The organism is Solibacillus faecavium (assembly GCF_014836905.1).
Lineage (GTDB): Bacteria > Bacillota > Bacilli > Bacillales_A > Planococcaceae > Solibacillus > Solibacillus faecavium.
This window is the reverse complement of sequence record NZ_JACSPZ010000002.1, coordinates 222,708-247,399: the sequence shown is the minus strand read 5'-3', so window position 1 is coordinate 247,399 and position 24,692 is coordinate 222,708. Positions and strand designations below refer to the sequence as shown.

Here is a 24,692-nt window from a genome sequence, read left to right as displayed (position 1 = left end):
CCCCGTTTTGTTGCTATACATTTTGAATTTGTTTTGAAAAGTCCTTGAGGGTTAAAGGCTGATTAAAATAAAGACCTTGCCCATATTGACAGTTGAGCTCCTTTAAAATCGCCAAATCTTCCCCATTTTCAATATTATTAGCTACCACTTCTAATTCCAGGGCATTTGCTAATGAAATAATGGCAGCTACCATTTTCGCATTTGCCGGTACTAAATTTAATTCGTGAGTGAATGAGTGATCGATTTTTAATGTACTAATGGGAATTTCTCTTAAATAGTTTAAAGACGAATAACCTGTACCGAAATCATCTATTGAAATGGTAATCCCTTTATCATGCAGTTTGTTAATTTTATCAATGAGATGGATATCTTTATCGAGCATTCCAAGCTCAGATATTTCAATTTCTAAATGATGCGGTGCAAGACTTAACTGTTCCAGCATCGTTGTTAAATCAGTAATGAAATTCGATTCTTTTATTGTCTCAATTGACAGATTGATGGCAATTTTAAAGTTGTCATCTACAAACGGCTTAAATTCAGCAAGTTGCATAATTGCATTTCGCAATACCCAATGGTCGATTTGTGTGATTAATCCGCATTGTGAAGCAAAAGGTAAGATTTCTTCCTGATTCATCACGCCAATTTCTTCATCAATCCATTGGACCATCACTTCGGCTCCGATAATATTATTTTTATGTAAATGGTAGATGGGATCATACTGCAGAGCAAATTTATTTTCTCGCAATGCTTTATGCAATTTTGTTTCCAATACTAAAAACTGATCATTCGTATTGGGCATTTCTTTTTTATAGACGATATAACTGTTTCCCTTTTTAGCTTTTGCCGCATACATCGCAATGTCTGCAGTTTTGAGTAATTTTGCAGCACTTTCCCCATGTTCAGGATAAATACTGATGCCTAAACTTACGCTTGCATAAAATTCGTAATCCTCTAAGACGAAACTGTCTTTAAATACATCCAATATTTTAGCTGCCATTTCATGCACTAATGTAACGTCTTCTAATATATATACAAACTCATCGCCGTTCATTCGATAAAATGAATTGGACTGGATATCGATTTCCGTTAAACGTCTTGCTAATTCTTTTAAAAACATATCCCCGATTTTGTGTCCTAAACTATCATTTATGTTTTTAAAACGATTAACATCAAAAAAACATACAGCAAATTCTTTATTATGACGCAGACTAGTTGAAATTTCATGTTCGATTCGTTTAGATAGACTGCGACGATTAGGTAATCCTGTTAAATCATCATGATAGGCAATATGGGCAATCTTTTTAATATTTTTTTGTGCGGTAATGTCTGTACGAATGGAAATATATCGTTCAGGTTTTCCGTTCTCCCCCAAAAAAGGAACAATCGTAGTTTTTACCCAATATAATGATCCATCTTTTGCACGATTACATACCTCGCCTTGCCAAGTATCACCATTTCCTATTGTTCGCCACATTTCTTTGAAAAAAGATTTTGCATGGAAACCTGAATTTAAAATACGATGATCTTCTCCAATTAATTCCTCTCGAGAATATTTGGAAATCTCGCAAAACTGATCGTTAACCTTCTGTATAATACCCCGCTGATCCGTTACAGCTACAATTGCTGTCTTATCCAATGCAGCTTTTAAATCAACAAGTTGTTCATATGTAAAATCAATCGAAGTTAGTGCTTTAGAGTCCGATGCTCCATGCATAGAAACCTCTCCATTCTGTTCGTTAGAATAACTATATTTTCTATTGATAAAATTATAAATCTAAATACTATATTTAGCTAACTTTTTATGTAAACGTAGACATTTTAAAAATAGTTAATTACGCATAATTCACAATTTTATCATAATTACATAGTCTAAAAACAATCTCATTAAAAGATTTTTGTTGATACTATAGTAATGAAAATCTATTTCATTTAATAGATAAATATATTTATATTGAAATAATAATACAAAAAATAAACCAATCTATATATGTATAGACTGATTTATTGGGAGCTATGAAATTGTTGTATGTTGATTTTCTCATCTGTGGTGATGAGTGAATGCTTTACAAATGGAAGGTAAAGTTGGTTCAATGCTGCTTGTATGATATTATTTCATCTCCTGTTGGATTGCGTAGTTGTTATACGCAAGTAATTGCTGTGGTGAAAGCTGATTCACAAAATAACGGAAGTTTACTGGCTCAAGTCCAAACTGTTCACATTTTTCTACATATACGGAATAACCTTGTTCATAATAAATCATAATATATCCTCCTTTGTACTATAACAGTTTTTATTTTATGAATTAACTATATAACAGTTCTGTTGTGAATGTCAACGAATTTTCTGAATTTAAGCAAATAAAAAACTACAAAAATGATTTTGTAGTTTAGTTTACATAATATAATTATTTATAAATTATTGAATGGATTGTTTTTTAGTACTTCTTGTATTTGCTCATCTTCTATATGGGTATAAATTTGAGTTGTTGCAACACTGGAGTGTCCCAATATGTGCTGAAGGCTTCGTATATCTGCACCTGCTTTATACATCATTGTGGCAGAAGTATGCCGCAGCTTATGTGGTGTTAAGCGGTCTTTTGGTGAATCGCTGTTTGCATTAATGACTTTAACGATCCGAGCAATGGATTGTCTGGCAAACCGAGTTCCTTTTTGTGAAACGAATAACGGCTCTTTCCCATCACCTTTATATGTATTGCGTTCTAGTAGATATTTTTCGAGCGCTTTCATGCAGGCATCATTTAAGTATACATGGCGCTCTTTGTTCCCTTTACCGATCACGGTTAGCTTACGGTCATGAATCGAATCTAAATTTAGAGAACATAACTCTGAAACCCGTAACCCTAGATTTAGAAAAAATACCATCATACATTCATCGCGTGCACTATACGACTGTGCATGAACCGCCTCAATAAAATCCTTTGCTTCATTATAATTTAAATAAACCGGTGATCTTTTACCTATTTTCGGTGTTTCTAGTTGTTCGGCCGGATTTTCATCAATAAGTCGGCGTTTTCCTTTTAAATATTTGAAAAAGGTTTTTAATGTCGCAACTTTACGAGCGCGGGCTGCAGAAGAATTTCCACGCTGAACTTCACAATACTCCATAAATAAATATAAATCTTCCAAAGAAACTTCCTTCATCATTTCTATTGTTACATCTGAAATATCGATTGTATGTATTAAATCCAATTGTATATCATGTTCAATCGCTTTTAAAAAGCGCATAAATAAAACTAGTTCATATTCATATTCTTTACGGGTTCTTGGAGACTTACCCGTTATGGTCGTTAAGTAGATTAAAAAATCACGTAAAAATTTCGGTAATGCCATTTCCCGTATTCATCCTCTCTTCGCTATAATTATAGCACAAAAAATGTTCCCAAATATGTATTTGGGAACATTATTGGATAAATACATCTATTTTGTCGGATTGACGCCCAAAAACAGAACAAATGTTCCTATTTTGTAATTTCGATCTCAGACGAAGTGAAATATATCGTTGTGGATAGTTGTCCATCTCAAATCGTCTGAGAGCGTTTTTGAAAACTAGGTTTTTGGTTAGTATTTTTTAGATATTGGGAATATAAAGTCTAGGAGGTGAAACGATGAATACGCAAAAAACCCATTACGTCTTTTATTATCCATTTAACTATCGTCAATATCATTTTGAAAAATTTGAGCAATTATTGAAGCAACATCATTTTTATCATTTTAAAATGGATTATGAAAATGATCTTTATGGAACAGATGTCGAAATTTCTCACCAATTATTAAAGCAATTTTATTACCCGTTCGTAGAAGAAAAATTATTAAATGATGACGTTTCTCATCTCCACTTTAACCGCTACTCGAAAAAGATTCAGGAGCAAGGCGTGATGGTCACACAATTTGATGAAATTCCTTTTACTTTGTTGAGTACAGACATTAACCTCTGTCCATTCGGCATTGGAATTGCAGCTTTAAGAATAGAATTGGAAGAGGAAATAGATATTAATGCAGCGATATCATTTGGACACTATTTTCGCGTACTACAGCCGAAAATTGATGAAGAAATGGGCGCTACGATTCATTATGAAGATTTTACGTTTGAAAACACGGAGGAATTGATATTTAAGAAGATTGCCCCTTTTTTAGAAAAGTTTTTTGTTGATTATTCGGCAATTCATAAAAATATTAGCAAAATACCATTTTTTGAAGATGAACGTATGTATGTAAGTGCATTTTTTCAATTTGACGAAGATACAAAAATCGATGAATTTCTACTATACCGTGCCGGTCAGCTGAATGGACGTGATAGTAATGGAGATCCGTATATATCTAGTACGAATGAGGAATATATAAAGCGTTTTATTGATGAGCATACTTACCAACGCTGGGCACCAAGATTTTATACAATCACAACACTTCAAGGCCACATCCAATTAACAAATGTCGATAATGAAAGTATGAAGAAATATCTCGGCAGTTTCCATTCGATTTCCTATTATACTTTGCTTATTCATTATTTTTATAAGCTCATGCTATTGAAGTTAATATTTGAGCATAGTGAATTGAAATTTTCGAAGGATAAAGATATTGTGGAGGAACTAATAGAACAAATAACAAAGTTTGCTTCCCGGTATTATTTTACCGAAGTATCGGTACGTACGGAAGGAAAGGAAATATCGAATTATTTCCGGAAAGTGTTTCGTATAGACGGGCTGTACCATGAAACAAAGGAAACGCTGGAGGAACTTTATCGTATTCAGGAAGATCGATCAGCTGATAGATTAAACAAGTTAATTTTTATTTTAACAATTTTCAGTATGATTTCCGGTATATATGGCATGAACTTAGTCATTGAAATGTTAGGAGAGCCTATCCAACTGTCTGATATAGTAGGCTTCACATTATTTGAATGGATAGCATTAATACTAGCTATGCTGGGGTTATTCACAATGGCAGCTCTAATCATCAATCAGCTGTTCAACTTTACAACGAGCATCTACGGAAAACTACAAAGAAAACGACAGCGGTAAATTAAAAGATGGGATAAAGTAACAGTCATAAAGACGCTACTCTATCCCATCATTTTATTGCTACATCATAAAAAAACGATACAAGAAAAAGGCTATAATTAAAAATAAAGCTAGTTTCAGTACGCCTTTAAAAAGTTTGACAAAAAGCAGGAACGCCCCGATAAATAAGATAATAGTAAACCAATCCATTTATTTATACGAACAGCGTAATCGTTTCACCGTTACGCTCTACTTTCCAGTTTGATGATAACATTTCGCGGATTTTCTGTTCCGTCTCTGCTGAAACATTTATTTGAGTCAAGCCATTCCCTGCTTCTAACACCTCATACTGATCCTCTGTAACTTCAAAACGCATACGCAGCAAATTTTTCAATCCATTAATCGTCATAAACTTCACTTGATAAGTCCCTTTAAATGCCTGTTCCAGAACATTCGAGTCTTCTTTTAGCAACGTCACGATTGGTTCAAAGTCCATATTGTAATCGTTAGTTAAAATGTGTGCCTGATTATTTTCAAGATACTGTTTCACTTGTTCATATGTGTATGGATGTGCTTTTAATAGTTCAATTGTATAAGCTTCCATCATCGAAATAGCCAATGCCTTTCCCCCTATAAATATCATTTACTCTCTTTTTATCTATTTGCTATTGTAGCATAAGTTTCAATTCTTTTTGGGGAAACGTTGCTCACGTTCGACTAAAACCCCTTTTCTCGCATAACCAAATTGCCCAAATAACGATTCTGTATCGTGTTGATGGTCTAATTCCTTTTGGATGGCGTAATATCTTAAATTTGTAGCTGTTACTTTAAATTCCATCTGCTGAGACATTGATTTAAAAATTCTTTCAATCGTTTTTACTGTCAATGGCTCTCCCATCTTGTTCCCTACTCCAAGCCAGACATATGGTGAATATTCAGTGAGGGGCATAAATTGTTCGGTCAATTTTTTATAGTCATCCAGTAATTCCAGCAGTCTTGAAGGAATAGGCAATGACCTGAAACTTTTGGAAGCAAGGACAATGACCTCTTTCGTTTGTTTATGAATATGCTTCCATTCCATACGGACTAACTCTGCTGGTTTGATGCCAAGCTCAGCTACCGTGAAAACAATTGCCGCATTTCTTAATGCCAGCCATTCATGTTCAGCGTTTTGTGCGATGTCATATTGATAGGGCCAAAAGGATAGTGCCCGTTTAAACTGCTTTTCTTTTAAAAAGTCAAGCTCTGTATCTAGCTTTGCTAAAGGTTGGATCAATTCTTCATTATACGCGGTTATAACGCCTCTTAATTGTAAAAAGGTTGAAAATTGACGAATTGCCGCGAATTTCCGGTTTATTGTATTCACCTTTTGATAGGTTTCCTGAATTTCCTTTGAATAAAGTTCCAATGCTTCATTTATGTGCTCAGTATGCTGAGTCATTTCAGCAAACTGCTTCGCATCCAACGTATATTGTTTTTTCGTATAAAACGATTTGTTAAGTGACATTAAATAGGTTTCGAAAGCTTTCACATATGTGTCATACATAAACATCGCTCCCTTCAACCATATTGTACCATTCTATTAAATAGATTTAACATGATAAGAGTATAGATTTGCTTAACATATCATTGTTTTTCTTGAAAATTCTTAATTAAATGTTAATGATTTAATAATCGTCTATAATAATTGGTATAAAAGATTTAAGGGGGATATTTATGCAAGTGCGTACGACAAGGCTTGAAGCAGAAGAAGCAAAAATTATTTATCAGGAGACAGCTGGAATTGCCATTATTACAATTCACCGACCACAGCTCAAAAATGCGTTAACTGCTAATATGTGGGATCAATTAGCAAACATTGCACTAAAGACTTTGGAAAATCCGAAAAATAAAGTGTTGCTATTACGCGGTTCTGGAGAGAATTTTACTGCGGGTTCTGATATTAAAGAATTCAATTCAATTTCCTTGGAAAAAGCGGAAGAAGCTTTTGTACATATGGAAAAAACAATTTCTACAATTGAAAATTTGCCACTGCCTGTTATCGGTGTTATTAATGGACCGGCAATGGGTGCTGGGTTAGAGCTTGCACTTGCATGTGACATCCGCATTGGTTCGGATAAAGCGAAGATGGGGATTCCCGTTGGAAAGCTTGGTATTACATTAAACAATAAATTTGCTAAGCGTTTAGTTGATTTAGTCGGACCTTCTGCAACGAAGGATTTCGTATTTACTGGCCGTATGTATAAAGCAGACGAGGCATATAAAGCTGGCATGTTGAATTATTTAGTGGCCGAAAAGGATTTGAATCGCTTTGCCATTCGCATGGGGAAATTAGTGGCCGGAATGTCACCCGATTCACTTCTTGCTGTAAAGCGTTCTGTGAAAGAGTGTATCGATTCATCACCAGCTCTATGGGAAGGTTCTTCACCATTCGTTTCTCAAGTTGATTTCCCTGAAGGTGTACGCGCCTTTGTTGAAAAACGTCAACCTGCTTTTACTAGACAACAACGTAAATAAAATAGTAAAACGCCGCAAATTAGATTTTAAAATTTGCGGCGTTCTTCATTATTTAGTGATGAAATTTTTAAAATGATAATTCTGAGATTTCTTCACGAATTGTCCGAATATGGTCTTCCATAAGTGTTTTCGCTTTTTCGCTTTCACCTCGGCTAATGGCCAAATAGATTGCTTTATGCTCATCAAATGTACGCGTAATATTTGCTTTTGATGATAATCGATGTTTGCGCGTTGCTTCAATCGTATTTTGCATATGCGGTTCCAATGACGCAATTAGCTGTTCAAGTACGCTATTATGTGTCGATTTTGCAATTGCCATATGGAAATCCAAGTCTGCCTGTATCCCAGCTTCTTCATGATCATCTGCTGTCTTCATCGCTTCAACTGATTGGGCAATTTTTTCAAGATCATGTCCGTCAGCACGTAATGCAGCAAGTGCCGCACATTGAGATTCCAGAATCAGCCTTAATTCAAGCATCTCGTATAAAACGACTTTATCTGTTTTTAATAGTACATTTGATAATTGGTCTTGTACTTGATGAAGGGAAATATTTTTAATAAATGTCCCATCACCTTGTCGGATTTCCACTACATCACTGACTTCTAATAACCGTAGTGCCTCTCGTATCGAGGTGCGACTTACGCTATAGAGCGTGGCGAGGTCCCGTTCAGGAGGCAATTTATCCCCAACCTTTAAATGACCGTCAGCAATTTCCTGTTGTATTTTTTGGAATATGATTTCATAAACCTTTTGTTTGTTTGTTGAAGTCACCGGATTCACACCTTCACTATTTCACTAAAAATAAACTAATTGCTGGAACGAATGAGATGAGTAATACACAAATGATCATGACAAGTAGAAATGGTATAATCGCACGCATTACACCTTCAAGTTTCGTTCCAGCTATTTTATTGGCTACGAATAAGTTTAACCCAACTGGTGGTGTTATGTATCCAATTGCTAAATTTACGATCATTATAATTCCAAAATGAACAAGGTCAATTCCAAGTGCAGTCGCAACAGGCGCTAATATTGGTGTTAAAATTAAAATAGCGGCCGCTGTTTCCATAAATGTTCCGACAATCAGTAAGATGAAATTAATGATAAGCAATGCAAAAATCCAGTTGTCCGTCACACTTAATAAAGCTTCTGTAATTTGCATCGGAATGCGTTCGCGCGTTAAGTAATAGGCGAATACTGATGCGCCAGCAATGATAAATAGTATGGAGGCACTCATGACAGTTGCTGATGAAAATATGTGATACAAATCTTTTAAAGTAATTTCACGGTAAATAAATACACCAACGATTAATCCGTATACTACCGCAACTAAAGCCGCTTCTGTAGCGGTAAAAAACCCACTGTAAATACCGCCTAAAATAATAACAGGCATCATTAGAGCTAAAAAAGAATCCTTTAAAGCTAAGAAAAATTCTTTGAAATCATATTTCTCTCCGCCACCATACCCTTGAAATATTGAAACGATATAAACAAGTAAAAGTAAGGCAAACGTTACAAATATACCGGGAATAATACCTGCTAAAAAAAGATCACTAATCGAAACACTTGCTGTGACACCGAATAATACAAGTGGGACACTTGGAGGGATAATCACTCCGATTGTACCTCCTGCAGCCTGAATGGCAGTCGAGAAGTTTTTATCATAGCCTTTTTTCACCATAGCCGGAATCATAATAGCACCAACCGCCGCTGTTGTCGCCGCAGCTGAGCCAGATAATGCTGCGAAAAAGGCACATGAAATAATTGATACTAATGCCAATCCACCGCGTACACGGCCGAGCATTACTTCTGCTAAATGAATTAATCTACGGGAAATCCCGCCAGACTCCATTAACTTTCCAGCAAGCAGGAAAAAAGGAACTGCCAGTAATGGAAAGGAGTCTATCGAGTTAAACATACGTTGGAAAATTGCTACAATGGGCATTTCACTTTGAATAACGAAAAACGTTGTTGCTGCCATCGCTAGCGCAATGGCAATTGGAACATTGATGAAAATTAATACGAGCAATACAATGAAAAGAATAATATCTGCCATTAAGATAGCTCTCCTTTCAGTTGTTTTGTCGTGATATAGAACAAATTCATCACTAGAATTAGCCCACTAATAGGAATGACTGAATAGACGATTCCCATCGGTATTTGCAATACAGCTGAAGGCTGATCCATCACACGCATTGACAGTTCCAAGCCCTTAACGACCATGAGAACAAAAAACACAAGACATACTGCTGCGCTTAGTACGATAAAAACTTTCTTGATAAGGCCTTCCATACGGTCAACTAATAATTCCATGCCAATATGCGCACGGGCTGCTACTGCATAGGCCGCACCTAAAAATGTCATCCAAATCATAGAATACCGTGATAGTTCTTCTGTCCAGGCAATAGAATAGTCAAAAAAGCGGAACGTAATTTGACAAAATACCGAAATAACAAGTACAACCATCAAGGCAATTAAAATACCATGTACTACTTTATTTACCCCTTCTACTAATTTCACCATTGTCTTTCTCCTATCCTACTGCTCATTTAATATACGCTGTAATAGCTGTTGGTTTTTAGCACTGTCATATACAGACATAATTTTCTCGCGGAAAGCATCCACTTCAATTGTATCTACAACTTCCATTCCTTGTTCTTGAAGTCTGGCAAGTGCCTTTTGTTCCATATCAATTACGAGTTGCCGCTCATATGCTCCGATTTTCTGACCTTCTTCCATTACAATTTGGCGTAGATCTTCCGGTAAACGGTTATAGGCATGTTCACTCATCATAAACACTGCCGACGAATAGGCATGTCCAGTAAGCGTCATATGCTTTTGATTGGCATCATATAATTTGTAGCTATCAATCACTAAAATTGGGTTTTCCTGCCCATCCACTACACCGGACTGCAGCGCGGTCAAAGCTTCTGTCCAAGCCATCGGGGAAGGTGTCACACCAAGCTCCTTAAAGGCAGAGATAAATACTTTATTTTCCTGTACACGCATCGATAACCCTTTTAAATCATCAGGTGTTTCAACTGGCTTCAAACTGTTTGTGACATGCCTGAATCCATTTTCTCCCCAAGATAACCCGACAATCCCAATGTCGCGTAATTGATCAAACAACTCTTGTCCGATTTCACCTTCCAAAATGTTCACGGCTGATTCTCTGTCGTTAAATAAAAACGGCAGGTCAAGTACAGCAAAATCTGAAACGAAATTCATAATCGGTCCTGATGTTGAGACAACCATGTCTACTGAACCGAGCATAGCTCCTTCAATCAGCTCACGCTCTGCCCCGAGCTGACTTAAAGGGAACGTTTCAATAATGACTCTACCGTCTGTACGCTCTTCAATCCGCTGCTTCAATTCTTGCATCGCCAACTCGAATGGATGATCTGCTGCCAGTGAATGTCCTGCGTATAATACATACTGCTCTCTTTCATTTGAACTTGTGCAAGCCGATAAAAGTGCAAAACTCAATACAAGCCCCACTACGCAAACGAATTTTTTCATCTTTCAATTCCCCTAATCAATGAATATTTTCCCTGGATTCATAATGTTGTTTGGATCAAACACTTGTTTAATCTGTTTCATCCAGTCGTATGCCAGCCCATGTTCAAGTCGCTGGTATTTTGCTTTCCCACTACCGACACCATGTTCACCTGTACAAGTACCACCCAGTGATAAGGCGAATTCCACTACATGCTCATTAAGCTCTTTTGCCTTTAAAATATCCTGAGGGTCATTCATATCAACCATAAGCAAAATATGGTAGTTCCCGTCACCGACATGTCCGACAATTCCAGCGTTAATATTCATGCTCTCAATTTTTTGGCGCGAATTTTCGATTGCTTCCGGCAATGAATTGATCGGAACTACTACATCGGTAGACATTAAGCGTTTTCCTGGCGCTGAATGGATGTATGTATACGCCAAATTATGACGTAGCTCCCATAGCTGATTACGCGCCCGTTCATCCTGTTCAAAAGACAGACCTGTACAGCCATTATCATTGAGTAGCTCTGTTGCAAAGACAACGTCAGATTGTAAACCAGATTCATTTCCGTGGAATTCTAAAAATAGCGTAGGCATTTCTAAAAAGCTAGCACCTGATGCATGATTCACCTGTTCAATACTCGTTTTATCAACGAGCTCAATGCGTGCCATCGGAATACCTGCCTGCTTTAATGCAACAACGGAATTGACCGCTTCTTGGACAGTATTAAATGTCGCACGTCCTGCCACTATTTTTTCCGGAATACCGTAAACACGTAATGTTAACTCTGTAATGACACCAAGTGTACCTTCTGAACCAATCATAAGTCCGTTTAGATGATAGCCTGATGATGACTTGGCAGCTAACCCGCCTGTATGGATAATATCGCCGTTAGCTAAAACGACTTCTAAATCACGGACTTGATCACGCATAATGCCATAGCGTACTGAAGTTGTTCCGCTCGCATTTGTCGCAGCCATACCACCTAATGTTGCATCCGCCCCTGGATCTACAGAAAAGAACATGCCGTATTTTTTCAGTTCCTTATTTAATTGACTGCGAGTAACACCCGGTTGGACCTTTACAAGAAAATCTTCTGACCGTACTTCCAGCACCGCATTCATAAGTGACAAATCAAGTGAGATCCCACCTTTTGTTGGAATGACATGTCCTTCAAGACTCGTACCTAAACCAAATGGTACAACCGGTATAAGTTGCTCATTTGCGAAGGCTAAAATTGCACTAACTTCTTCCGCTGATTTTGGAAATACGACTACATCCGGTAAGTGAGGTTCATGGTAAGATTCATCTCGTCCATGTTGTTCACGTAAAACATCATTTGTTGTTACTTGTTCAGGTGATAATAAATTTTGTAAGTGTTCAATATAGTTCATAGTGCATCCCCTTTATAATTTTTGGTTATACCAACAGTCATTTGGTCCAACCAATACTTCTTAATATTTAGAATATATTTATTTATCAGAAAATACAATTAATTTTTAAGATTTATATGTTGATATTTTAAAAAAAAGAGCTGACGCATTCATGTCAGCCCTTTTTAACGGTTATTTAATTCCTCTTAACTGTAAATTAATTTTCTCGGGTTCTATGCCGAATTGATGGGAGAATACATCAGCAATATCCTTTTGAACTTCGTATAGATAGGTCGGAATATGATATTGGACAGGTGATTTTAAATAAATATTAATATTCATTTGCGGAATCCCTTCAATTTGTAGACTCAGTACTTCAAATTTTGTGATTTGACTCTGTTGCTCGAGTACATGCTCTAAAACATCTAAATAAACGGAACGTGCTATATACACACTATTTTGATGAAAATCAGGCTGTACTATCGTCGTTTCTCCAAGCTTTACTTGAGTAGAAGAGAAAATCTCTTTCCCTCGCTGAACTAGACGTTTAAAGAAATTCTGCTCCACTTGTCTGTAAGGTACTGGCATAACATGCTTTCCTTGTACTTCCCTTACGTATTTAGCGATACGGATTTCCTTTTCTGTTCGAATGTTTTGTACATAATAAAAATGATTAATTTCGCCAAGCTCTAAACGTGCAGCTATTTTTTTAGTCATTTTATCCGATGTGCCAATTATTAAGATAGATTTTACTTCATAGGTTTGAATAGCTTTTAAAATCTCCTCTTTATGTACATCATCATCAAAAATTGCGCGGCGTACAGCCTTTAATGTATTTTTCTCAAACTTTGCTGACGTTCCGGCTACCTTTTCTCCATTTACAATAAATAGCCCATCATCAATAATAGCCTGAATATTTTGTTGGTGAGCAAACTGTAAAGCACTGGTACTTTTACCAGTACCACTAGGCCCGCTTAAAGAATAAATGATCATCATTCTCTCCCTTTCTACTATCTCTACAGTAAAAAATCGCTACTCTATTTCAATTTAATGCTTTTGTGTTTGAAGATAACTCTATTTTCTGATTTCCTCCCCATTATACGTGAAGGATATGATAAAATGGTGCTTACATTTGAAAGTTTTAAGGAGTGTTACATATTGAATATCCAACCGTCAAAAAAAATGTCTTTGTTTGCACCGGCAATTTTTGGGGATTTAAAAAAACATGCAAAAAGCCAACAGCAAAATGGGATGGAATTAATTGATCTGAGCTTAGGCAGTCCAGATATCCCTCCAGCTGAAAATTTACGACAAAAGATGTCTGAACTTTCGGCACTTTCTTCTTCATATGGTTATACATTAACGGGTATTCAAACATTTAATGAAGCAGTATGTAACTACTATAAACGAGTAAACGGTGTTGAATTAAATGCAGAAACTGAAGTAGTCCAAACAATCGGCTCTCAAGAAGGATTAGTACACTTGCCTGTTGCTTTTTGTGATCCGGGAGACGTCGTATTAACAACAAATCCAGCATATGTTGCCTACGATGCCGGAATCCATTTAGCGGGTGCAAAGCCCTACTACATGCCTTTAACAAAGGAGAACGATTACTTACCCGATTTAAAAGCTGTTCCTGAAGAAGTACTGCAAAAAGCAAAATTACTTATATTGAATTTACCAGGTAATCCAGTACCTGCAATGCCATCTCCAGAATATTTTAAAGAAGTAGTCGAATTCGCGAAGAAATATAATATTATTGTATTACATGATGCGGCCTATTCAGAGTTTTACTTTAAAGGTGATGCACCGATTAGCTTCCTTGCAACACCGGGAGCAAAAGAAGTTGGGCTGGAAATCAATTCACTATCAAAAAGCTTTAGCCTGGCTGGTACACGTGTAGCCTACATTGTAGGGAATGCTCAATTAGTTGGAATAATGAAACAGTTAAAATCCAATTTAGATTTTGGTATTTTTGAACCGATTCAACAAGTAGCAGCATTAGCGTTAGACAACTCTGAGGAAATTACAGACAAATTAAGAAAGACCTTTTCAGAGCGCCATAAAACATTGATGGAAGGTTTGACATCAATTGGCTGGGAAGTTGCGCCTAGTAATGGCGGAATGTTCGTTTGGGCAAAATATCCTTACGATATTAATTGCATAGACTTTGCCTTTAAAGCAATTGAGCAAACGGGTGTCGTTATGGTTCCAGGCACGGTTTTTGGTTCAGCAGGTGAAGGCTACATGCGTTTAGCATTAGTACAACCAGTCGAATTACTTGAAAAAGCCGTTGAAAAATTAAAAACGATTCGAGTATAGCTGGGACAAAAATTATGTAGAGATTTAAATGATATAGAAGGAAACTTAGTTGTTCGTAGTGAAGGCGGCGACTCCCAGGGGACAAGCACGTGGGAGAGACTACAGGCTCGAGCCGTGCCCCCAGGAAAGCGTCCGCCGTAACGAAGAACAACGGCTACGAAGTAGACACAAATATAAAGCCGTTCAAACTTTACTTATCGTAAAATTTGAACGGCTGTTTTATTTTGAGGTGGGTTTTGTACCGGCCTCTATATACTTACTCAGTATCATAAGAAATATAACCAACTTCTTCGACTTCTGTTCCATCTAAAAATATTACAGTCGTCTGGAAAATAAGTCGCTCATCTACTCCACATACCCAACGCTCATCCGGCATGATTTCAAAAGGCATAATTTCCGCATCTTTTGATCGTATACTGCCGACCACTTCAAAGGAATGTTTACCAATAACAGTTAATTCCCCATTCGCCTGCTCACATAATACCTTTAATGAAATGTAGTCAATTTTATCTTCTTCATCTTCTGTAAGAGGCGTAATGTAAACAGAACCATTTAGTACGTCACCTTCTACAAGCTCTGTTTTTTCAATAACGGTTTCTACTCTTACGCCGTTTTCTTCTACTGTTGTTAACCATTTACTTAACATGTGAATTCCCCCATAAAATAAGAAATCAACCGAATGATTTGAAAAGGAAGTGCCCTGAATATTTCAGGCCACCCCCAAGTTCTTTATTTTAAATCTTCATACAAATTCGTTTCGTCTGTTTGAAAGCGATTATAGCGCTCTTTAAATATTCGATACGTATGTGTAATAAGGACTTTAATTAGCGCATAGCCAGGAAGACCTAACACGACACCAGCTACACCAAATAGAGAACCGGATGTTAATAATACAAAAATAATCGTAATCGGATGAATACTTAATGATTTACCCATAATTTGAGGAGATATAAACTTCCCTTCGATTAATTGTACTATTGTCCAGACGATAATTAACTTCAATAACAACCATGGTGAATTTACAATGGCAATAATCGCTGCTGGTGTTGCGGCAATTGCTGGACCTAAGTAAGGGACTACACTTGTTATCATGGCTAAGAAACCTAATAGTAATGCATAAGGCATCTTAATGATTAAAAACCCGATTGTCATCATGACGCCAATACAAAATGACACTAAAATTTGCCCTTGAATATAGGAGCTGATTTGTTTGTCCATATCATGTAGGACTTCCCCCATACGTAGGCGCATACGAGGTGGAAAAAGACGTAAAATAAAACGAGGCATTTTTTCCCCTTCATATAATAGATAAAACGTAATAAAAGGAACGATGACGAGTGATAAAACGATTCCTGTTATTGTAGATACAAGTCCCGTAATTCCTGACGCTACGCCTGACGCAACACTTGTCAATGTATCTTTCACTGTTTCAATAAAACTGCCGGTAAAATCAGTTAATATTTGATTGTAATCAAAATTGATTTTCTCAAAATACTCATTGAACTGGGAGTTATTTAAAAAGGCTAATAAATCATTGGCAAGTGACATAAGCACGACAGGGAATTCTTGTACTAAGTTTGTAAACTGGTCCCGCAAAAACGGGAATACAAGAACAACAAGCAAAGTGATTAATGCAATTGCTACAATGTACAAAATCAAGATGGCCAACCCGCGAGGTACTTTCCATCTCACTAACAGTTTTAACGGAGGACGTAATAGGTAGAATAAAATTACCCCTAACACACCCGGTAAAATGATCACTTCGAATAGTACATGCAATGGTTCAAAAACAAACGCAATTTTATCGTAGATGAATACTGTACAACCGATTAATAAGATAACCACTAATAAGAACAATAAATTTTTTCCGCCTAGAAAACGAATAAAGATCGATGAGAAAAAATTAGATTTTTCTTGCGGTAATTGATTATTACTTTTATCTTCTACTTTTTTCTCCAAAAGACCACCCCAATATATCGACAAAATTTCCTATATGTCCATTTTAGCATGAATTAGAAAATTACATCTAATGCTTACTCGCTTAAATTTAAAAAATCATGCAATATTTGTTTATTTTTTTCTTTATCGATTTCGATTACTTCACCTGCGTGACGATACTTAGCAAATTTGTATGTTCCTTCAGCAGGAATCGTTAATTTCTCAATATTTACCTTACCGCCTGCAACCGCTTTTAAAACGGTAGCTAATTGATCCTTACTAGTTAAATCAGTTGTAATATAGCCTTGCATGGCACCAACGAATTTAGGCATGTTTGCTACATTTTTCGGTGATAATAATTCATCTTTTAATGCTTCAATTACTTTTTGCTGTCGTGCAACTCGTCCAAAATCACCTTCTGCATCAGCGCGGAAACGGGCATAGCCAAGTAATTCTTTTCCGTTTAGATTGTGGACACCTTTTTTCAGTTCCACATAGATTAAACCGCCCATGTCCTTTTCAACATCCATTTCGATTCCATTCGGCGCCAAAATATCAATTAATGTTTCAAAGCTTCTAAAATCAATCATCGCATAATGATGAATTGGGATATCGAACATATTATTTAATGTTTTTTGCAGTAATGAAACGCCATCTAAGTAATAGGCAGTATTCAGTTTATATGATTGATAGCCTGGAATGTCTGCATAAATATCACGCATGAAGGAAACGAGCTTCATATCATTAGTATCACGGTTCCAGGAAAGTAACATCATTGTATCGGTACGTGATTTTTCTTCCCCGCGTGTATCAACCCCTAATACTAGGTAATTTTCAATAGTCGGGTGGTTATCATCTGGTTCAAAGCCCTCGACTGGAATTTTGTTGTCCGATGCTAAATCACGGCCACTTTGAAATTGAACATAACTATAACCAACAGAGCCAATAATGACTAAAAAGAGAATTAAAAATATGACCCTGCCCTTTCGGATTTTTTTCTTTTTATAACGGGTTTGACGCGCCTGATCTTCCATTAATACAACTTCCTTTCTAATTACGTGAAGTTTAGACGATTTATAATTATATTTAGTTTCAAATTATCATGATTATACCATTTATAGCCGAAAGCTTACTGATTAATATCAATTGTAATCATTGAATGACATACATATACATGATAGAATACAACAATTAACTACTTATGATATTAGTTCTATATTCTGCACGATATATAAAATAGTCGTCAGCAAAAGGAGTGTTACATAATGGAAAAGGCAACATTTGCAGGTGGATGTTTTTGGTGTATGGTTAAACCATTCGACAGTTGGGATGGCATCGAAAAAGTGACAAGTGGCTATACAGGCGGCCATGTAGAAAATCCAACATATGAAGATGTAAAAAAGGGTAATTCCGGACATGTTGAAGCAGTGGAGATCCTATTTAACCCGGAAATATTCAGCTATGAGAAACTGTTGGAAATTTACTGGATGCAAATAGACCCGACTGATGCGGGAGGCCAGTTCCATGATCGCGGTGAGTCGTACAAAACTATAATTTTTACACATAATAGCGCTCAACACGAAGCAGCTTTGCTGTCAAAGCAGAAATTAGCTGAAAGTGGCCGATTTAAAAAGCCTATCGTGACTGAAATCAGACAAGCCACTGCATTCTGGCCAGCAGAAGAACATCACCAGGATTATTATAAAAAAGAAGAAGCACATTATAAGGAAGACCGTGCAAAATCAGGGCGTGACGAGTTTTTAAATAACCACTGGGATAAAAATTAACTAACCCTACTTTATAAAAATAAAGACATATACAGCCGTTCAAACATTACGCATCGTAAATTTGAACGGCTTTTTATTTAAGCATTTTACCCCGGATCACTTATTACATGAAAATTTCATTAAAGGCTTCATAAATGAATTTTTTATAGATAGTTGAAGGGAAATCCTCCACCCCATTTTTGGCAAATATAATATCACGTTTAGCAGCCACTTCGTCATTTTCATAATAATAAGCTAAAGCACGTACCGCAAAGAACCGATAATATTTAGCCAAATCGATTGGATGGTGAAGATAGCTCGGTATATTTAAAGACTCGCCTATTTGAATAACATTTGTATAGTTTTTCAACTTAAACTCTGCATACATTTCTTCCCCGATGAATATTGGATTTTTAAATAGGAATAAATAATTATGAAGTTTCACTTTGTATTGCTGAATTTCAGGGGTAATTTGCCTGTAATTTTTCTCAACATTATTTAAGTAGTGTAATTTACTATATAAATAGAGGATGGATATTGTAGGGTCTTCCGCAAATTCTGATAAAAGTCTCAACTTTTCTATGTATTCCCTACTTCTGTCATAATCTTCACCGGCAATCGATTGAATAAATAACAAATGATAAAAGCGGTCCATACGATAAAATATTTGAAGTTTTTTAGCCATTTCCAAAGCTTTTTGCAAATAATGTTCGGACATTCGGACATTATCGACCGCCGAATATGAAATAGTTAAATTATAGTAGAGGTCGATTCTTACCATCGGATCAATCATGAGCTCATATGGTGCAATCTTTTCTTCACCTTGTTTTAAAATACTTAAAGCTTCACTATAATTACGCTGTTCGATTGAGGATAAACAAAGATAGAAATAACAACGCAACATACGACTGTATGCATGTATCTCCTCGTATTGATCAATGAACTTCCAGTACTCATCCAGTGATTTAGCTTTATTGATAGTACGATTCATTAAGAAATAGACTTCTCTTAATCTAATTTGTTCGTAGTTTGTTCCTTGAATTTCCGTTAAAAATGGTTCGATTTTTTCAATCATTTTAATTGTTAAGGATTGCAGTTCATCTGGATCACGGATTAGCTTTCTTCGCTCTACATCTTCTTCAATGTCCGTATATAAATTTCGAAGAGTAGTCATTGTCCCATCATCGAGTAAATAGCTTACGTCTACATTAAGCTGCTTTGCGATAAAGCAAAGACTCTCCATTGATGGCTGTGCCTTACCATTTTCAATTAAACTAAGCATTCCTTTTGTTAAACGCTCTCCCACGACTTCTGTTTGTGTTAATTTTTTCTCTTTTCTTAATTTTTTTATACGCTCTCCTAATATATTCACTTTTTCACCCACACTTCTTACCTAAATATTCGACTGAATATTCTAATTAAACTATGAATACTGATTTTTTACAATATCTTAACTAAAAGTTTAATGATTTAAACTTCAAAATAACAAAAAAAGAATGCTAAGCGAGATCATAGCATTCTTTTCTTTAAATTAAAATAGCATTTTCATTACAATTTAAAGGGTATATTGTATTTTAGTTACAATTAATATAATAAATAGTAATTTAAAATTAAGTGATTTTGTTTAATAAAGTATAATAAACTATTATTAAGAATGTGAAACAATTGCATCAATGAAACTTTTGCCATACTTTTCGAGTTTACTTTCCCCTACCCCACTTACCTCTAAAAACTGAGTACTGTTTTTAGGGCGTCGAACACACATATCCTTTAAAGTTTTATCCGAAAACACAACAAATGGTGGTACCTTTTCACGGTCAGCGATCTCTTTTCGAACTTTCCTTAAAGTTTCAAATAAAGGATCATTCGCCTCTACCGTTGCTTGAACAATACGCGCTTCTTTTCTAAATACTTGCTCTTTGCCCAACAACACTTCTTTTCCTAAGTCCGATATCGAAATCGTCGGAAACTGACCATTATGAACAATTATTAGTTTCTCTGAAATAAGAAATTCAATAAAACTCGAAATTTCCTTTGCATTCATCCCACGTAATATACCGTAAGTAGGTAATTTATGAAAATTAAATTCCAATACTTTTTTGCTTCTAGAACCAGCTAATACGGATGCAGTCATTTGCTTTCCGAATTTTTGCCCCATACGGACTATGCACGATAAAACTTTTTGAGCATCTGTCGTCACATTTTGTTGAGGGCGATCATCTGTACAGTTAGCACATCTTCCACAATCCTGTTCTGCCTCGTCCCCAAAGTAATCGATAATATAACTTTGTAAACAGCGCTCTGTATGACAGTAATCAATCATTGCATGGAGCTTTTCAAGTTCAAAAGGAATGCGCGAACGATCTTGAGCCTGATCAATTAAAAAGCGTTGTGTTTGTTCATCCGATGAACTGTAAAGTAAAATACATTCACTATCTAGTCCATCACGACCCGCTCGTCCCGCCTCCTGATAATAGCTTTCCATATTTCTTGGCATATTATAATGAAGGACGTAGCGAACGTTCGTTTTATTAATACCCATGCCAAATGCGTTTGTGGCAACCATTATTTGAACTTCATCATTTAAAAATCGATTTTGCTCATAAGTGCGGTCTTCTTCAAACATTCCCCCATGATATTTAGCTACTGCAAACCCAGCTTTATACAGCATCTCATATACCGATTCAACAGCTTTCCGGGTAGCAGCATAAATAATGCCGGCCTCTGCTTCATTTGCCTTTACATATTTTTTAATATAAGCTTCTTTATTTTCACCAAGAAGGACTGAAAACGCTAAATTCTCTCGTGCAAAGCCTGTAACGAAAGTATTGCTCTTTTCAATCGATAATAGCTTTTGAATATCAGCACTTACTTCCTCCGTTGCTGTGGCAGTCAAAGCAATAACGGTTGGTTTTACATTCCATAAGTGCAGCAGCTGTTGGATAGACCGATAACTTGGACGGAAATCATGCCCCCATTGGGAAATACAATGCGCTTCATCGATTGCTAAAAGTGGCACTTTTATTTGTGCAAGCTCCGAACAGAAACGCTCGTTTTCCAACCGCTCAGGAGCAATATATAGAAGTTTGATGTCCCCGTTGCGTACTGCATACATCACATCCTGCACTTCATCATAGCTAAGTGAACTATTTATATAAGCTGCTTTTATTCCGCTGGAAACAAGCATATCAACTTGATCTTTCATTAGTGAAATCAAAGGTGAGATTACGACTGTTGTACCTTCTAAACATAGGGCAGGTATTTGATAACAGACCGATTTCCCCCCACCAGTAGGCATAATAACTAATGTATCTTGCTTCTGTAGTACATTTTCAATGATTTGTGACTGTCCTGTTCGAAAAGAATTATAACCGAAATACGTATTTAAATGTTTAATTGCTTCCTGTAACATAGCGCCTCCTGATTTAAATTAGTTATTTTCAATATATAGTGTCATATTAAACAAAATATGAATTTTTAGTTTACATAATAAAATTATAAAGTATTACTTTTTTCTTCTACCCTACTATATAATAAATACTATTTTATATGAAATAGGGAACTTTTTGTTGAAAATTTCTTTTTCGTCTGTTATTTCTTATAGACCTTATCAATTAAATTTTCGATTAATTAGTGTCGGATAATATGTAGTGAAATAAAAAAGGAACTACCGTAGTAATCCCTATTTTTTGAACGACGCAATAATATAATTTTCATTTTTTGTGTTTTTACAGCTTTTTAAAATTAAATTGTTATCTACGACATCTACTGTTTCGCAGCTGAAGTTTGCAGTGCCATTTGATACAGATACTTTTTTATTTTCCTGCTTTAAAGTCCATGTAATCTTGTCTACAGATAATCTTATAGCGGCAAGATTTTTGTTTAAAAACATTTGTAGGCCAGGTAATGATGAGTAAGCTGTTTCCTCATCAATTTGCATATGTGGAATTTTTTCATCACCCAAAAATTCTTCGGTTAAAAAATTCGCACCTATTAATTTAAATTGCTGTCCCACTTTAATAAATGTTAATCTAATATCATTTTTCTTATCATCAATTCCATTTACGAAGTAGTAAAAGCCATCTTTACGAGCTTCCTTTATTTCAAATTCATTAATTAATTTTGCTAAATATTGTACTTCCTGTAACAAATCACTTGGCTGAATGAAATCAGTCAATGTAGCTTCATCTCGATCGTTCACAAATTGATTAAGATGTTCAATTAAATTGACGGCTGCTGCTTTCAAATTGTCTTCATTATAGGTGAAAATGTTTTTATTATAGTAGCTTGTGAAATTTTCGATTGGCTGCTGTAGTGAATCTTCGAGCAGCTCGTTATTTTTTTGTAGGCGCTCCTGCCAGTGGATTTTCTGATTGATAGCCTCATTTAATAACGTATCAATATGTTGTTTTTCTGCAATGACTTCTTTTTCGTTTCGCTTCGTTTCGAAAGTAGAAATAGGCTCTACTAAATAATCATAGCTATTTCTAATGTGGATAATTGCGATATTATGTTCTACATCAATGGCATACGTTTCGCCTAAAGTTAAAAGATCATTATGTACAAGCGAATAAGGATGACTGGCTACCTGCTCTGCATTTACCAATAGCCATTTATCGCGTTTTTCTTGCTTAATTACGTACCCTATCGCATTAGAAGTTGGCGTATATATTGGGACTTTGCTTTCCAGGGTTTCTATTTCTTCTATCGGCTCATTAGGCAGCGCTTCTCCCACCCACTTACTTTCCTCGGCTTTATCTGCACAACCTGCTAAAAACAACACCACTAGTAATAATAGCTTTTGCATACATTCTCCTAACAAATAATTATATTATGTAAACTAGTTATCTATTTATAAAAAAAGAAGCGACTGATTTATTCAGACACTTCTACCATTATACTGAATTCTTCTGTTTTTGCATTATAAAAACCGATATTGACATAAGAATAAACAAAATAACGATAATCCACCTCGTGAAATAATGCGAAGTTGTCCAATCATATACAAAGCCGATAATCAGTGGCGCAAACGCACTCATCATGAATCCACCGGATAATACCATTGAACTCCACTCATTTGCTTCTCGATTATTTTTTGCTTCATCCAGCGGTAACATAAGTCCTATCGGGAATAATCCGCTTAAAACAAATCCTAAAATAATCGCGCTTGCCCATATTGCCCATACTGAGTCGATAAAGAAAATTGCTGAGCCGATAATTCCAATAACAATTAAACTGTGCAACCAAATTATTCGATCCGGGTAACGATTAATTAAAGATGGGATTAAAATATTACCGACTAATTGGACTACTGTCATTAGTGTTAAAACAGACCCTGCTGTTAATAATACCATCCCCTGTTCTAACGCCATGGAAGTTAACCAAGTTGTTAAACTAAAAAACAAAGAAGTCTGGAGCCCAAAATAGATTAAAATCGTCCAAGCTAATTTATTTTTCCATGGATTTCTTGCTAAATCTGTCTGTTCTGTACTAGACTTCCGCATTGGCGCATCCTTTACAAATCCAAACCAGCAAATCATTGCGACAATTGCTAACAATCCCCATATACCAAGCGATAAAGCCCAATTACCATTAAAGCTTTTGTAAAAAATACCTGTAAATCCCGCGCTGATTGCCGCACCAAATCCCGTTGCAAATGAATAGACCCCAATGACCGGTTCCATTCTTGTCGGAAATCTTTGTTTTATATAAGCATTAATAATCGGACTAATAATAGAAATCGCAAAACCAGCTAAAAAGCTTGTAATAATAAGCGCACTATAGCTTGAAAAGAAAATACGTGTAACAGTAGCAAGTCCTATTAAAGCAGTCAAAAGTGTTATAGACAGCCGATACCCGTACTTTTTTTGTATAGGTACAGCTAAAGGTGCAAATAATCCCATACAAAATACAGGAATTGACGTTAATAAGCTCATCTGCGTGCTTGATACGTGTAACGATTCCCTAATAGTAGATAAAATTGGTCCAACTGAAGTGACAGCAGGCCGTAAATTTATTGAAACAAGAAAAATAGCCAAAATTATAAGACCGGTACTCCACTTTGATCTTTGTTTCATGTAACTTCCCCGTTTCTCTATACATTCGTAGCTAGTAAACCATAAAATAAAAATTCTGCCAACTTAAATTTTTTTCAATCGATGGAATTGTAGATTTTCATAAGCGCCGTTATTTAATTTAGCTTTAAATCATGCTATAATAGAAACATTGTGTGCAAAAGAGAATTCTCTTTTTTTAG

Annotated in this window: 22 protein-coding genes; 4 read left to right on the top strand and 18 right to left on the bottom strand. The window is 35.9% G+C overall.

What is annotated here, in order from left to right:
- Positions 1–13: 13 nt before the first annotated feature.
- From H9635_RS04720 to H9635_RS04710, 3 genes are all read right to left on the bottom strand, one after another.
- Positions 14–1,714: a putative bifunctional diguanylate cyclase/phosphodiesterase gene (locus H9635_RS04720; RefSeq protein WP_191699002.1), complete on the bottom strand. Its 1,701-nt coding sequence runs from the start codon at positions 1,712–1,714 to the stop codon at positions 14–16.
- 393 nt (positions 1,715–2,107) lie between these two features.
- Positions 2,108–2,260, bottom strand: coding sequence for a transcriptional regulator (locus tag H9635_RS04715; RefSeq protein WP_191699001.1), 153 nt, complete (start codon positions 2,258–2,260; stop codon positions 2,108–2,110).
- Between the two features lie 148 nt (positions 2,261–2,408).
- On the bottom strand, positions 2,409–3,350 hold the full coding sequence (locus tag H9635_RS04710; protein WP_191699000.1) for a tyrosine recombinase XerC: 942 nt from the start codon (positions 3,348–3,350) through the stop codon (positions 2,409–2,411).
- Positions 3,351–3,625: 275 nt separating this feature from the next.
- Here H9635_RS04710 and H9635_RS04705 point away from each other — a divergent pair, with 275 nt between their 5' ends.
- Entirely contained in the window at positions 3,626–5,038 is a 1,413-nt protein-coding gene (locus H9635_RS04705; RefSeq protein ID WP_191698999.1) for a magnesium transporter CorA family protein, read from the top strand.
- Between the two features lie 193 nt (positions 5,039–5,231).
- Here H9635_RS04705 and H9635_RS04700 read toward each other — a convergent pair whose 3' ends face one another.
- Positions 5,232–5,636, bottom strand: a complete 405-nt coding sequence (locus H9635_RS04700; RefSeq protein ID WP_191698998.1) for a hypothetical protein — start codon at positions 5,634–5,636, stop codon at positions 5,232–5,234.
- 63 nt (positions 5,637–5,699) lie between these two features.
- A complete protein-coding gene (locus tag H9635_RS04695) occupies positions 5,700–6,563 on the bottom strand; it encodes a tyrosine-type recombinase/integrase (RefSeq protein WP_225231122.1) in 864 nt (287 codons plus the stop codon).
- Positions 6,564–6,733: 170 nt separating this feature from the next.
- On the opposite strand from H9635_RS04695, the gene H9635_RS04690 reads away from it, so the two are divergent.
- The gene (locus H9635_RS04690) at positions 6,734–7,534 is read left to right on the top strand and encodes an enoyl-CoA hydratase/isomerase family protein (RefSeq protein ID WP_191698996.1); all 801 of its coding nucleotides are present in this window, start codon (positions 6,734–6,736) and stop codon (positions 7,532–7,534) included.
- Between the two features lie 67 nt (positions 7,535–7,601).
- Here the strand turns inward: H9635_RS04690 and H9635_RS19445 are convergent, their stop codons facing one another.
- The 6 genes from H9635_RS19445 to H9635_RS04660 all read right to left on the bottom strand — a co-directional run bounded on the left by H9635_RS19445 (position 7,602) and on the right by H9635_RS04660 (position 13,403).
- The gene (locus H9635_RS19445) at positions 7,602–8,306 is read right to left on the bottom strand and encodes a FadR/GntR family transcriptional regulator (protein WP_191698995.1); all 705 of its coding nucleotides are present in this window, start codon (positions 8,304–8,306) and stop codon (positions 7,602–7,604) included.
- 16 nt (positions 8,307–8,322) lie between these two features.
- Positions 8,323–9,591 carry a TRAP transporter large permease gene (locus H9635_RS04680; RefSeq protein WP_191698994.1) on the bottom strand — a complete coding sequence of 423 codons (1,269 nt, stop codon included), beginning with the start codon at positions 9,589–9,591 and terminating at the stop codon, positions 8,323–8,325.
- The gene (locus H9635_RS04675) at positions 9,591–10,058 is read right to left on the bottom strand and encodes a TRAP transporter small permease (protein ID WP_191698993.1); all 468 of its coding nucleotides are present in this window, start codon (positions 10,056–10,058) and stop codon (positions 9,591–9,593) included. Before H9635_RS04675 ends, H9635_RS04680 begins: the two co-directional genes overlap by 1 nt.
- Positions 10,059–10,073: 15 nt before the next feature.
- Positions 10,074–11,054 (bottom strand): TRAP transporter substrate-binding protein, encoded by a 981-nt coding sequence (locus H9635_RS04670; protein WP_191698992.1) that lies wholly within the window; start codon positions 11,052–11,054, stop codon positions 10,074–10,076.
- A 12-nt stretch (positions 11,055–11,066) separates the two neighbouring features.
- Entirely contained in the window at positions 11,067–12,431 is a 1,365-nt protein-coding gene (locus H9635_RS04665) for an FAD-binding oxidoreductase (protein WP_191698991.1), read from the bottom strand.
- A gap of 171 nt (positions 12,432–12,602) precedes the next feature.
- Positions 12,603–13,403, bottom strand: coding sequence for a hypothetical protein (locus tag H9635_RS04660; protein WP_191698990.1), 801 nt, complete (start codon positions 13,401–13,403; stop codon positions 12,603–12,605).
- A gap of 165 nt (positions 13,404–13,568) precedes the next feature.
- Here H9635_RS04660 and H9635_RS04655 point away from each other — a divergent pair, with 165 nt between their 5' ends.
- Entirely contained in the window at positions 13,569–14,732 is a 1,164-nt protein-coding gene (locus H9635_RS04655) for an aminotransferase class I/II-fold pyridoxal phosphate-dependent enzyme (protein WP_191698989.1), read from the top strand.
- Between the two features lie 256 nt (positions 14,733–14,988).
- Here the strand turns inward: H9635_RS04655 and H9635_RS04650 are convergent, their stop codons facing one another.
- The 3 genes from H9635_RS04650 to H9635_RS04640 form a co-directional block, all read right to left on the bottom strand.
- Positions 14,989–15,378, bottom strand: coding sequence for a ubiquitin family protein (locus H9635_RS04650; protein WP_191698988.1), 390 nt, complete (start codon positions 15,376–15,378; stop codon positions 14,989–14,991).
- A gap of 83 nt (positions 15,379–15,461) precedes the next feature.
- On the bottom strand, positions 15,462–16,691 hold the full coding sequence (locus H9635_RS04645) for an AI-2E family transporter (protein ID WP_191698987.1): 1,230 nt from the start codon (positions 16,689–16,691) through the stop codon (positions 15,462–15,464).
- Positions 16,692–16,765: 74 nt separating this feature from the next.
- Positions 16,766–17,704: an LCP family protein gene (locus tag H9635_RS04640; protein ID WP_191698986.1), complete on the bottom strand. Its 939-nt coding sequence runs from the start codon at positions 17,702–17,704 to the stop codon at positions 16,766–16,768.
- A gap of 231 nt (positions 17,705–17,935) precedes the next feature.
- On the opposite strand from H9635_RS04640, the gene msrA reads away from it, so the two are divergent.
- Positions 17,936–18,457, top strand: a complete 522-nt coding sequence (gene msrA / locus H9635_RS04635) for a peptide-methionine (S)-S-oxide reductase MsrA (protein ID WP_191698985.1) — start codon at positions 17,936–17,938, stop codon at positions 18,455–18,457.
- A gap of 103 nt (positions 18,458–18,560) precedes the next feature.
- Here the strand turns inward: msrA and H9635_RS04630 are convergent, their stop codons facing one another.
- From H9635_RS04630 to H9635_RS04615, 4 genes are all read right to left on the bottom strand, one after another.
- Positions 18,561–19,808 carry a helix-turn-helix domain-containing protein gene (locus H9635_RS04630; RefSeq protein WP_191698984.1) on the bottom strand — a complete coding sequence of 416 codons (1,248 nt, stop codon included), beginning with the start codon at positions 19,806–19,808 and terminating at the stop codon, positions 18,561–18,563.
- A gap of 276 nt (positions 19,809–20,084) precedes the next feature.
- Entirely contained in the window at positions 20,085–21,848 is a 1,764-nt protein-coding gene (recQ, locus tag H9635_RS04625; RefSeq protein WP_191698983.1) for a DNA helicase RecQ, read from the bottom strand.
- Positions 21,849–22,118: 270 nt separating this feature from the next.
- Complete coding sequence (locus H9635_RS04620; protein ID WP_191698982.1) at positions 22,119–23,243, bottom strand: translation initiation factor eIF-2B alpha/beta/delta subunit family protein; 1,125 nt, start codon at positions 23,241–23,243, stop codon at positions 22,119–22,121.
- A gap of 88 nt (positions 23,244–23,331) precedes the next feature.
- Positions 23,332–24,513: an MFS transporter gene (locus H9635_RS04615; RefSeq protein WP_191698981.1), complete on the bottom strand. Its 1,182-nt coding sequence runs from the start codon at positions 24,511–24,513 to the stop codon at positions 23,332–23,334.
- Between the last annotated feature and the right edge of the window lie 179 nt (positions 24,514–24,692).